Source organism: Pseudoalteromonas nanhaiensis (genome assembly GCF_051235485.1).
Classification (GTDB): Bacteria; Pseudomonadota; Gammaproteobacteria; order Enterobacterales; family Alteromonadaceae; genus Pseudoalteromonas; species Pseudoalteromonas lipolytica_C.
In genome coordinates this window covers 219,179-230,467 of the sequence record NZ_JBPNYQ010000004.1, presented here as the reverse complement: position 1 = coordinate 230,467, position 11,289 = coordinate 219,179, and the positions used below count along the sequence as shown (strand labels likewise).

The 11,289-nt window shown below is 40.9% G+C and carries 15 protein-coding genes; 4 read left to right on the top strand and 11 right to left on the bottom strand.

All coding sequences use genetic code 11. From position 1 onward, the window contains the following. Positions 1-4 precede the first annotated feature (4 nt). Positions 5-667, top strand: coding sequence for a class I SAM-dependent methyltransferase (locus ACSFVZ_RS06350; RefSeq protein ID WP_435558397.1), 663 nt, complete (start codon positions 5-7; stop codon positions 665-667). A gap of 208 nt (positions 668-875) precedes the next feature. Here the strand turns inward: ACSFVZ_RS06350 and ACSFVZ_RS06345 are convergent, their stop codons facing one another. From ACSFVZ_RS06345 to ACSFVZ_RS06310, 8 genes are all read right to left on the bottom strand, one after another. Further along, on the bottom strand, positions 876-1,082 hold the full coding sequence (locus tag ACSFVZ_RS06345) for a hypothetical protein (RefSeq protein WP_435558395.1): 207 nt from the start codon (positions 1,080-1,082) through the stop codon (positions 876-878). Between the two features lie 172 nt (positions 1,083-1,254). Further along, positions 1,255-1,638 carry a hypothetical protein gene (locus tag ACSFVZ_RS06340; protein ID WP_138556509.1) on the bottom strand — a complete coding sequence of 128 codons (384 nt, stop codon included), beginning with the start codon at positions 1,636-1,638 and terminating at the stop codon, positions 1,255-1,257. A 188-nt stretch (positions 1,639-1,826) separates the two neighbouring features. After that, positions 1,827-2,432 carry a DUF998 domain-containing protein gene (locus tag ACSFVZ_RS06335; RefSeq protein ID WP_435558417.1) on the bottom strand — a complete coding sequence of 202 codons (606 nt, stop codon included), beginning with the start codon at positions 2,430-2,432 and terminating at the stop codon, positions 1,827-1,829. A gap of 350 nt (positions 2,433-2,782) precedes the next feature. Further along, positions 2,783-4,480: a gamma-glutamyltransferase gene (ggt, locus tag ACSFVZ_RS06330; RefSeq protein ID WP_435558394.1), complete on the bottom strand. Its 1,698-nt coding sequence runs from the start codon at positions 4,478-4,480 to the stop codon at positions 2,783-2,785. A 142-nt stretch (positions 4,481-4,622) separates the two neighbouring features. Beyond that, complete coding sequence (locus ACSFVZ_RS06325; RefSeq protein WP_335989528.1) at positions 4,623-5,435, bottom strand: substrate-binding periplasmic protein; 813 nt, start codon at positions 5,433-5,435, stop codon at positions 4,623-4,625. A gap of 25 nt (positions 5,436-5,460) precedes the next feature. Then, on the bottom strand, positions 5,461-5,829 hold the full coding sequence (locus tag ACSFVZ_RS06320) for a response regulator (protein ID WP_063530004.1): 369 nt from the start codon (positions 5,827-5,829) through the stop codon (positions 5,461-5,463). A gap of 70 nt (positions 5,830-5,899) precedes the next feature. Further along, the gene (locus ACSFVZ_RS06315) at positions 5,900-6,442 is read right to left on the bottom strand and encodes a DUF6942 family protein (protein ID WP_335989534.1); all 543 of its coding nucleotides are present in this window, start codon (positions 6,440-6,442) and stop codon (positions 5,900-5,902) included. Next, on the bottom strand, positions 6,439-6,888 hold the full coding sequence (locus tag ACSFVZ_RS06310; protein ID WP_062565438.1) for a YaiI/YqxD family protein: 450 nt from the start codon (positions 6,886-6,888) through the stop codon (positions 6,439-6,441). The genes ACSFVZ_RS06315 and ACSFVZ_RS06310 overlap by 4 nt, the downstream gene beginning before the upstream one ends. 104 nt (positions 6,889-6,992) lie before the next feature. Between ACSFVZ_RS06310 and ACSFVZ_RS06305 the strand changes: the two genes are divergently transcribed. Beyond that, the gene (locus ACSFVZ_RS06305) at positions 6,993-7,526 is read left to right on the top strand and encodes a lipocalin family protein (RefSeq protein ID WP_063528008.1); all 534 of its coding nucleotides are present in this window, start codon (positions 6,993-6,995) and stop codon (positions 7,524-7,526) included. 205 nt (positions 7,527-7,731) lie between these two features. Here the strand turns inward: ACSFVZ_RS06305 and ACSFVZ_RS06300 are convergent, their stop codons facing one another. Genes ACSFVZ_RS06300 through ACSFVZ_RS06290 form a run of 3 tightly spaced genes read right to left on the bottom strand, consistent with a single transcriptional unit; the run spans position 7,732 to position 10,006 of the window. Then, positions 7,732-8,067: a DUF3325 domain-containing protein gene (locus ACSFVZ_RS06300; protein ID WP_250660707.1), complete on the bottom strand. Its 336-nt coding sequence runs from the start codon at positions 8,065-8,067 to the stop codon at positions 7,732-7,734. Then, positions 8,064-9,665 carry a PepSY-associated TM helix domain-containing protein gene (locus ACSFVZ_RS06295; protein ID WP_435558393.1) on the bottom strand — a complete coding sequence of 534 codons (1,602 nt, stop codon included), beginning with the start codon at positions 9,663-9,665 and terminating at the stop codon, positions 8,064-8,066. Before ACSFVZ_RS06295 ends, ACSFVZ_RS06300 begins: the two co-directional genes overlap by 4 nt. Then, positions 9,662-10,006 carry a hypothetical protein gene (locus ACSFVZ_RS06290; protein WP_250660705.1) on the bottom strand — a complete coding sequence of 115 codons (345 nt, stop codon included), beginning with the start codon at positions 10,004-10,006 and terminating at the stop codon, positions 9,662-9,664. The genes ACSFVZ_RS06295 and ACSFVZ_RS06290 overlap by 4 nt, the downstream gene beginning before the upstream one ends. A gap of 201 nt (positions 10,007-10,207) precedes the next feature. Here ACSFVZ_RS06290 and ACSFVZ_RS06285 point away from each other — a divergent pair, with 201 nt between their 5' ends. Continuing rightward, complete coding sequence (locus tag ACSFVZ_RS06285; RefSeq protein ID WP_435558392.1) at positions 10,208-10,900, top strand: aspartate/glutamate racemase family protein; 693 nt, start codon at positions 10,208-10,210, stop codon at positions 10,898-10,900. A gap of 9 nt (positions 10,901-10,909) precedes the next feature. After that, positions 10,910-11,272, top strand: coding sequence for a VOC family protein (locus tag ACSFVZ_RS06280; RefSeq protein ID WP_062565443.1), 363 nt, complete (start codon positions 10,910-10,912; stop codon positions 11,270-11,272). The last annotated feature ends 17 nt before the right edge of the window (positions 11,273-11,289 follow it).

The following is an 11,289-nucleotide window of genomic DNA, read 5'->3' as shown; positions in this document are numbered from 1 at the left end:
TAGCATGCCAACTTTTAATCACGAAGAAGCAAGTCACTACGACGAACGCATTTTGCGCCTAGTTCCAGGTTATGAGCTATTACATCAAGCAACCGCAGCCCAATTAGCAACCACGCTGAACGATGATGCGTGCATTTTAGTAGTTGGTGCCGGAACTGGTAAAGAAATCATCGAATTAGCGGCGCTAAAACCAAGCTGGCAATTTATTGCTCAAGATATTTCACAAGACATGCTTGATATTGCCGAGCAACAGTTTGGCCAGCATAACATTAGCGATCGCGTAACAGTACACTGCGGTGATATCAACGACATCGACACTCAATGTGACGCCGCACTGTGTTTACTGGTAATGCATTTTGTTGAAGATAACGGCGATAAAAAAGCGCTATTAAAAGCGATTCACAGCAAGCTTAAGAAATCGAGCAACTTATACATTGCCGATTTAATGCGCCCAGAAACCACTTTTGAGCGCGAATCTCAACTACAGCTGTGTACACAGTTAGGTTTAACAGAAGTCGGCGTAGAACGCATGCGCCACAACCTAGAGCACGAGTTTTACCCATTAGACCGCATTCGTTTTGCAGAATTAATGAATGAAACCCGCTTCAGCACCCCAAAACAGTATTTTAAAGTGCTTGGTTTTGCTGGGTATGTGGTTGGGAGTTAGCTACGTTCTAGAGCTGTCAGCTCGTAGGTTGGGTAGAGCGCAGCGAAACCCAACAAACTTAGGTAAAGTTAGCGAGTTACAAGGGGAAAGAGTAAAACGACATCACGTAGGCGCGAAATTTATTTCGCGCGATGTTTTGTAGGTTGGGTAGAGCACAGCGAAACCTAATCAATTGTTAGTAACCCCGCTTAATTTTCTTGCTATATTACTATTGATACCAAACATTTACTATTACTGTTGCAGGCATCCATGAACCACCACTTTGTGATTGAGTAATATTTTTAATTTCTATATCCGGTTGAGAGGCTAACCAAAGATTAATTTCCGTTTCTAAACCACAATCAGATGATGTAGGTGAACTAGGCCAAAAACTTTGTTTAGGCTTTATGATTTTTGTGAATATTTTAACTTCCATTTTTAGAATTACACTCTGTGATGATATTAGTAATATAACGCCGCAATAAACGGCAAGGAACGAGCCTGAGCCAAGCTTTTCGGATTCTATTTTGATTGCCTGTTATAAGTCTTTATCTTTAAAATGTTTGCAACTGAGCAAACTGTTGGCAGTCTCTAGCTTAATGCGCTTGTTAGCTTTTACATACACTGTAATCAAAATCATCCTTTATATTTGGCATTTCATCAACTTGAAAATAGCCCCAAATAGAAAAAAATAAAAAAAACAGAGGAATAAGTATATGTGCAGTTAACTTAAGATTTGCGCGCCATCCAGTAAGAATCTTTGTAGGTTGAAGCACTTTTACTCCCTTCGGTGGGAACTGTCCATGCATAAACCCCTTAATACCTACAGGTAGTGTAAATAGACCGATAAAAATAGCACTTAACAAAGGAAATCCGACAAAGGTTGAATACCATAAGACTGAAATCCCAGAATAACCGAAAGGAGTGTGACAGTGAACGGTATCTACATACCATTCTAAAAATGGAATAAACCATTTTATGCTAATTATCACGGCTAAAGCGCAAGCTAAAATAATTAATGCTTTTATTCTAATTTGTTCAGGTTTTGAATATTCTTCTGCGTATTTGATAAACTCTCTCCTTGAGTAAAAGCTAACGCCTCAAATAACAGGTTAAAATAAGCGAGGCACGAGCAAAAACCAACTGTTTTGTTCTGGTTTAATGACTTGTTAGTTCACAATTACACCAATACTAATGAAAAAACACTTAGCCAAATTAGCTGAAAGCCATATGAAATACGCTGATAGGTGCCAGGATTACTTTGGGATTTTACAGCTTTGGCCATTGCAAAAAGAAAATAAACCGCTGCGACAACAGAAAGCAATGAAAAAATACGGAAATATAACGGGATAGTTTCAGTTGTTGGACTTATAGCAACTAATATCGGTGCAATAACTAATGAAAGCAACATGATAAAACCAGCCCAAGAATGTACCTTGCAATTAAAAGTTGGATTCTTAGTAAATGGATCGGCGTCCATTGGAAAGTAACCTGCGACCCATGTACCTACACCATGAGCTATAACTAACCAACCCGCAACATTCACTAAAGTTGAAACATTTGAGAGTTGAGCCAGATACCAACCGAAAAAGCAAAATAGAAAACCAAGAGGATAATTATTAATTAAAGGAGACAATTTTTCAGTTGGGCTACCAGTCGCACCTAACTCACTACAAAATTGCTTAGAATGGCTATAACCAGTATAAAACCTACCTGCTACATATACACCAATGAAAATCCAGATTGTTGCAATTAATCCTGAATAGATCGCAATACTCTCAAACACCACCAAAGTCCCTTTGTTAACTAACATTTTATCGTGCACACTTCGCGCATATTTATGCCGATGCCACGCTCATTATGTTTAATAAATCTACTATTAACAAATAACGGAATGCATTGCTAACTGTAAATTTTTTTGATGCTAAAGATATTCAGAAAGAAAAATGGCTCAATGCTCATTTTCATCATATTTGCAGGGTATATGGTTGGGAGTTAGCGAGTAATGAACCATCGCGCGAAATAAATTTCACGCCTACGCGATGTAAAACGCTGCTGCATCAAAGCTCGCTAACTTTAGTTTGTAACTCGCTAAGTTTGTTGGGTTTCGCTCCGCTCTACCCAACCTACAATAGCCTAATACCCCGCAGCCTGGCCGTCTTTGCGGGTTTCAGATGCGCCGTAATAAACGCCGGTTTTTGGGTCTTTCAATATTGCTTGATAACCACCGTATGGGCCAACGGCGTCTTGTAAGGTGTGGCCTTTCTTTATTAACTCACGACGGGTTTCCATCGAAAAACCTGACTCTAAGCTAACAAAACCACCGTCTTCCATGATCTCACCTGTCGGCTGCGATGAACCTGTGTGCAGAATACGCGGTGCATCACCGGCTTCTTGCAGGTTCATGCCAAAATCAATCATGTTGATAAGTATTTGAGCATGCATTTGTGGCTGTGTCGCACCGCCCATTACGCCATAACTCATATATGGCTTACCATCTTTGGTGACAAACGCAGGAATGATTGTATGAAATGGTCGTTTACCTGGCTCATATTGGTTCATGTGGCCTTTTTTAAGCGCGAACATTTCGCCACGGTTTTGCAATACAAAGCCTAATTTTGCCGGTGTCATACCTGAGCCCATACCACGGTAATTGCTTTGAATGAGCGAAACCATGTTGCCGTCTTTATCGGCAGTCGTCATATAAATGGTATCGCCTTCTACTGGGCCTGCATGGTCGCGTTTTGCGGCTTTATTAGGGTCTATCAGTTTGCGTCTTTGGTCAGCATATTGCTGCGATATAAGTGTTTGTATGGGAATAGTGTTAAACGCTGGATCGGCGTAGTACTTAGCACGATCTGCAAACGCGAGTTTTTTCGCTTCAACAAAGGTGTGTACGTATTCAGGGCTATCAAAGCCCATTGCTTTAATATCGTAACCTTCAAGAATATTCAGAATTTGCTGTGCAGCAATACCTTGGCCATTTGGTGGCAATTCCCAAAGCGTATACCCTCTATAATCGGCGCTCACAGGCTTAACCCATTCACTATGGTGCGCAGCTAAATCTTCATACGATAAGTAGCCGCCGTTTTCTTTCATATAGCGACCAATTTCTTTAGCAATATCGCCTTTGTAAAAGGCATCGCGGCCGCCTTTGGCAATTTTGCGATAGGTGTTTGCAAGGGCAGGGTTCTTAAAGATTTCACCTTTTTCAGGCATTGCCCCATCAGGCATATATACATCTTTAAAGCCTGGGTATTTACCTCGTGCAGCCACACTTTTTTGCATGTAATAAGCAATCAGTTCAGACACAGGGAAGCCATTTTCAGCGTAGTCGATAGCAGGTTGGAGTAAGGCTTTCATTGGTGTTTTGCCAAACTTTTTATGTAACTCAAACCAACCATCTACTGCACCAGGTACCGACACAGGCAATGGCCCATAAGCAGGAATGTAGTCACCTTGTGCTTTTAAAGTATCAAAAGACAAGCTTTGTGGTGAACGGCCAGAAGCATTTAAACCGTAAAGTTGCTTGCTTTTGTTATCCCAAACAATGGCAAATAAATCACCACCAATTCCACACCCAGTCGGTTCAACCAGACCAAGCACTGCATTTGCCGCAATAGCTGCATCAATGGCATTACCACCGTCTTTTAATACTTGTAAGCCCACTTGCGTAGCTAACGGCTGTGATGTTGCAACCATCCCTGATTGTGCGATGACTTCAGAACGACTAGCAAAGTTATGGCCAGTGATGCGATCGTAAGCTTGAGTGGCGCCTGTTGCGCCTAAGCATACTGCTAGCACTAAGCTTTTAAATAGTGGAGTTGGTTTCATAATTTTTTGCCCTTTTTGTTATTTTTATCACTATAAAAAGCAATTAAAGATGAGGCAATGGCTTTGCGTTCTAGCGCGAAAAATCACGATTGACTTCAAAAATAAGAAAAACAGCGGCTAACTTACCTAAAACCACTCCAATTTAGTAAATAGCAGAACCATTTAAGCACTGCTGTGCAACTGTCAATGTTTCGCCGTGAGAGTGCATATCCTCTGCTACAAACTGATCAACAAGAGGGTCAATCAGGTTTTCTTGCTTCATGGTATCGAGGGCGTGTTGCAGCTTATTGACCACCTCCGGCGATGTATTTTTGTTAAGTGCTAAGTAATTACCCACTAAGGCAGGGTGCTTTAACTCAAATACCGGCGTGACTTGGTCTGGGCTCATACCTACATTCATCAACTGTGATGAAAGAGTGAGAGAGGAGCCAATCAGCAAGTCATGCTTACCTTGCTTAAACATTTTTAACTCTTCAAACTTTTTTGAGTAAGTTAAAAATTGCAGGCCTTCAGCAAGGTTAAAATCAGCAAGAACGGTTTGATAAACATCACCACGAGATACGCCTATGGTGTAGTTTTGCAACGACTGTGTACTTGTCACTTTAATGTCGTTGCGAGCATTTAAACGGTATAAACATGAATGCCCAGATACCAAAGGACCAACCCAGTAAAATTGAGTTTCTCGCTTTGCGGTGCGTGAAGTAGAATAAATTCCAGCATTGGGTTGGGCGAGTGTTAGTGACATTGCGCGCTTCCAAGGCAATACACTAAACGTACAGCTCAACTTGGCTCTTTCACACAAAGATTCCATGATTTTGGTGTTAATACCGGTGAGTTGATTGTGCTGCACAAAGTTATAGGGAGGGAATACTTCGGTGTATAAAGTCAATTGTTCAGCACTCGCCATGGCAGTGCTGGCAGTGAATAAACTCACTATTGTTAAATGCTTAAACATCGCTCTTAACTCCAGTTTTTGCAGGTTATTCTGGTTTAACAATTCGACTTAACTGCTTTTGCAGTGTATTTAAACAAAAAGGTTTAATGATAAAACCATTCACTTTTGCTGTGATCATCTCGCTTACTGTTTGTTTACTGTCTTCGCAGGTTACCATCAATACAGGTAAATCACATAGGACTGGGTTTTCGCGAATATGATTAAGCAAACATTTGCCATCCATTTTCGGCATATGCAAATCAGTAATCACCAGATCAAAGCTGTGTTTTTCTAGTAAATCAAATGCTTGAGCGCCATCAGTCGCCTCCGTTATATCCTTATATTCAAGCCTACGCAACATGTTTATCAACACATGGCGCATAAGTGGCATATCGTCAACGACCAGTATTTTCATCTAGAGTACTATTAAGTATTACAGTATTTAAAGCTTAGTTTGCTAACTCAATAACGCAATAAACCAGAAACTAAGAAAAAATATCTGCAACAAGCTGGCTAAGTCGTGCAATTTTAATATTGCTCAACTGGCGGTAATCAAAATAGGGGCAAACAATCACTTTATCTGATTTACTAATAGCAAATTCATCGTCAAGCCAAGTTAGCTGGCAATGCAAAAGCCCGTCATTTATAAGCTGCTTAGCATGGGTTCGCCCTGCAATTATATGTAATTGCTCTGGTTTGCCTAATATCGGTGGGCTAAACAGTAATGCAGTTTGGCTATGTGTTTGCAGTAGTTGTTCATCGCGAAAGCTCTGCCAATCAGGTGCTCTTTTAGCAAAATCATAATATTCACTTGGTAGTGCAAAAAGTACTTTGCCATACACATTAAAAACTTTGCGCCAACCATTGCCACATGCTTGGTTTATTTCGTTTATGTGGCCGGGTTGCATTACATGCAAATGCTTAAGCTCTTGCCAAGCAGGCATCGGCGGGCGCTTTTCTATATAAACAGCGACTCTAAAGGCTTCATCACCAAAACCCTGCAGTGGCATACTTTTAACGACACTCATGACTTTTTAGCGAGGATTCGATCTAGGTTATTTGCAAAGTTTTGGCGGTCAGCTTGGCTTAACGGCGGCGGGCCACCGGCCATTTCAACGCCACTTGAGCGCATTGTTTCCATAAAATCACGAACATTTAAACGTGAGCGAATGTTTTCAGTCGTATACAACTCACCGCGTGGATTAAGCGCTTGGGCACCTTTTTCGATAACTTCAGCAGCTAAAGGAATATCACCGGTGATCACCAAATCATTTGGCTCGATGCGCTTAACAATTTCGTTATCGGCAATATCAAACCCAGAAGATACCTGCAAACGGCTAATAAACTTTGAGGGTGGCACTCGCATCGCATGGTTCGCCACTAATGTGGTAAAGGTTTGTGTGCGCTCTGCGGCACGAAACAATATTTCTTTAATAACGACGGGGCAGGCGTCTGCATCAACCCAAATCTTCATGCTGTTCTCAATCTTTAATTTTAGACATTAATAGTTTACCGTAATTGAACTAAATTAGTGCTATTAACGTATTAATTTGTTTAATTTTTAAAGGGAGTAAAAACGTGCAAACATCATTAAAGTTAATCGGGGTTTTATGTATCACAGCCATTTTATCTGCTTGTACAGGCGTGCCAGACAACATCAAACCCGTCGATAATTTTGAGCTAAACAAATACACAGGAACCTGGTACGAAATTGCACGTTTAGATCATTCATTTGAACGCGGCCTTGAGGGCATTACCGCTGAATACTCAATTAACCCTGATGGCAGTGTAAAAGTTATCAATAAAGGTTACAGCGCCGAAGATAAAGAATGGCAGCAAGCTGAAGGTAAAGCGAAGTTTGCAGAGCAACAAGACATTGGTCACTTAGAGGTATCATTCTTTGGGCCATTCTATAGCTCATATGTAGTGTTTGAATTAGATAAGCAAGACTATCAATACGCTTATATTACTGGCTATAACAAAGAGTATTTATGGTTTTTGTCGCGCACACCGACCGTGACAGAACAGCAAATGCAGGACTTTATAAACACAGCAAAAGAATATGGTTTTAAAACAGACGAACTTATTTATGTTGACCATGAGAGCTTGTAAAGGGGCTTTACACCTGTCTTTAAACTATCACGAATGTGCAACACAACTGTAATGGATGCTAGGCAAACTTAGCGTCGTTAATTTGAAACAACATGTGATCCCCCAATTTAATCCCCTGCTTGGGTAGGCATTGCCTACCCATTTTTTTATTACTTAATTAAGCACTATTGCAAATTGGCATGAGATCAGTTTTTTACTAACTACACTACAAAATCATCACCGAAAAGCCACTCAACAGCAAAACAGACATAGTTAATACACTGACATGCTTTACCCATGAAACAGTAAAACTGTATAAAATCATGAGCATAAGTACACTTAAAGCCATATAACCGCAAAATAGCAATGCGCCGTACCCAGCATCTGACAGCACGCAAAGCACCAAACTTAGTAAAATACTGATCCAGCCGCTGAATAAAAAGCGACTTCGCTGTTTTTCGGTTAATTTCTTTTTAAATACATCACGGAAATGATTGAATTTTGCAAGTGCAAAACAATTAAAACCTAAAAAGCAGAGACTAAATTGCAGTAACTCCATCATCCTTGTTGCTCCTTTAACAGCCTGTTTTTATTTAATTTAGTCTTATTTGTAGCGGTTTTATGGCTAGGTATTTTTTTGCTTTGTAGTAAAAACAGCAGCCCAGCACAAATAAACGCACTATCAATACCGAATAAGGCCCACTGCTGAGTTAGTAAATACGTGATCCAATTACCATCTGTTGTCAACGCATTTACCACAGGTACTAATAAGCAAGCAGCAGCGTTAAGCCAAGCACTATAGCGCCAGTGGCGTTTTTCTCGGCCGATCACAGCAACGATTAGCATCGCCAGCCAAGCTAAGAAAAACACGAGTATTTCTTTATCGGCACGCCCGGCTAACCCTAAAGGTAATAATCGATTAGCAATGAAGAACGCTGCGGTTGCAATTGGTAAACCCATCAGGGTGGCTAAATTTAGTGTCTCAACGAGCTTAAGCCCAAAGCTTGGTTTTTGGTCTGCTTTGAGCCTCTCGCGTAAGCGTTTTGCCCACATGATGCAGCCTGTAGCTATCATGGCACAGCCAGCTACGCCACAGAAAAAATACAACCAACGCAGCAACGGCTCGGCTAAACGACCACTATGTAATGCTGTCATTGAGTCATAAAACTGCGCCGAAGCGCTCCAATCTTCGCCTGAACTGGCTTCAAGCTCACCTGTTACACCATTGAATAAGTAGCGTGGTCCGTTATCTACAACCTCTTTGCCGGTTGCCAAATAAACCACGATTTGTGAGGTCGCTGTATTGGCATTTCTAACAAACACGTAGCTAATGTCGGCATTCGGTGACTTAGTATAAATCTGATCTAACACATCTTTGATTGCCACCATAGGGCGCTGCTCTTCACTGGGCTTTGAACGTTTATTAATAGGCAATGCCTCATCAAACATTTGCCTTAAGCCATTTTCATATACAGTCTCGGCAGGGTAGGGGAACAGCATAAATATCAACGTGATAATCCCCGTGTAGGTGATCATGATATGAAATGGCAGTGCCAGCACCGACGAAACATTGTGTGCATCGAGCCAACTTCGGCTGCCTTTGTTTGCTCTAAAGCTAAACATATCTTTAAAAATACGTTTGTGGATCACTATGCCTGTTATAAGCGCTACCAACATAAATAATGAGGCTAAACAAACAATTATCCGTGCAGTAAATACATCTATGTAATGTAAATCAAAGTGTAAGCGATAGAAAAAGTTACCCCCCTTAGTTTCCCGAGGTTCGGGTAATTGCTCTAAGGTATTTGGATCTAGATGCGTATAGTTGAAAGGTGCACGGCGCTGACCAGGCTGTTTAGGCTCAGCAAACCCATAGCTTAAAACAGGGTTACGCGGCTCAGGTAAGTTTATCCGCCAAGATAATGAATTAGGTGCCTGTTGCTGTAATTGCGCAAACACATAATTAATTTGCTTAGCTTGAGACTGAACCCGTTGTGCTTGATGCTGCACATGGTGCGTTTCAGGCTTGGCCCAAATAGTGATTTCATCTTTAAAAAAGCTGATGGTGCCAGCAAAAAAGATTAAGAACAGTAGCCAGCATACCAGCAAGCCAACCCAGGTATGAAGCCAAGTCATTGAGCGGAAAAAGCTCTCTTTCATAACCAATCCTTAATCAATGAAAGGGCCAGCAATTGCCCACCAGTTGTTAGTAAAATAGTGATCCAAACAGTCTTTAAAGACTTAACTGAAAACACCCAAATAAACACACAACAGTAAAAAAATACCGATAGAGTCGTGGTTAACAGCACGCTGTCGAGTTTATTAAGTGGTAATAACACAGCTAGTAATGAAATAAGCACACTGGTAAAGGCGTAACCACCAATGATGGCTGCAACGAAACGCAAAAACACAGCAACACGATAAGATAGGCTCACAGAGCGCTTTTTAGCTGTATTTTTAGGGCGATTGGTAGTCACTGCATCTAATGATTGAGAATGCATGATAATCCCTTAAAAAATAACACGAGAAGAAAACCCCGTATTATATCGCCGACAAACAGAAAAGATAGTAGTTATCATTTGCATGCACGTGTTAAATAATGAAACAAAACCAACTAACTCGATCTGTTAGTAAAATAATGATCTGCTAGCTTTGTTCTGTGCAATATCATATGGTGTTAAGTAAATAAAAAGGGAGCTGAAATGAAAACAATAGGCTTAATCGGTGGCATGAGTTGGGAGTCTACACAAAGTTACTACCAGCTTTTAAATCAAGGCATTAAAAACAAACTTGGGGGGCTGCATAGTGCCAAGATAGTACTCGTTAGCCTCGATTTTGCCCACATAGCAGCTATGCAAAAGCAACAAAATTGGCCACAGATGACCGAGATACTCATTAAGGCCGCTAAGCAAGTTGAAGCTGCGGGCGCGGATTATTTATTAATTTGTACCAACACCATGCACAAACTAGCTGAGCAAGTGCAAGCTGCGGTTGCAATTCCTCTGTTACACATTGCAGATGCAGTTGGTGAAAACCTGATCCAGAATAACTTTAAAAAAGTGGCTTTGTTGGGTACCCAATTCACTATGGAACAAGACTTTTACAAGCAACGCCTAGCTGATAAATTCGCCATAGACGTGTTAATTCCTGATGCACAGGGGCGTGAAACAGTGCATCGTGTGATTTATGATGAACTATGTAAAGGCATCATCAGCCCAGAATCTAAAGCTGAGTATTTAACCATTATTGATGATCTAACTCAGCAAGGTGCTGAAGCCATTATTCTTGGTTGCACCGAAATAGCGCTGTTAGTTCAACAATCAGATACATCTGTTCCATTACTTGATAGTACAGCACTTCATTGCGCTATGGCGCTTGAGAATAGTTTAAATTAGGAGCACACCATGTCGAACCACCATAGCTTAAATTATGTTGAATTTGCTGCTAAAGATTTAGCCGCAACAAAGGCATTTTTTCATCAGGTGTTTAAATGGCAATTTACCGACTACGGCCCTGAATACACGGCTTTTAGCGCTGAATCAGCGGGCCTTGATGGCGGTTTTTATCAAGCCCCATTAACTAGCTTAACCAATAATGGCGGCGCGCTACTGGTGCTTTATTCAAATAATATTAAAGAGACTCAAGCACAGGTAGAAAAACACGGCGGCACAATTATTAAACCCTTGTTTGATTTTCCTGGAGGCTGTCGTTTTCACTTCACAGAGCCAAGTGGTAATGAGTTAGCAGTTTGGTCAAAGCAAGCATAGATCATATTTTTACTAAC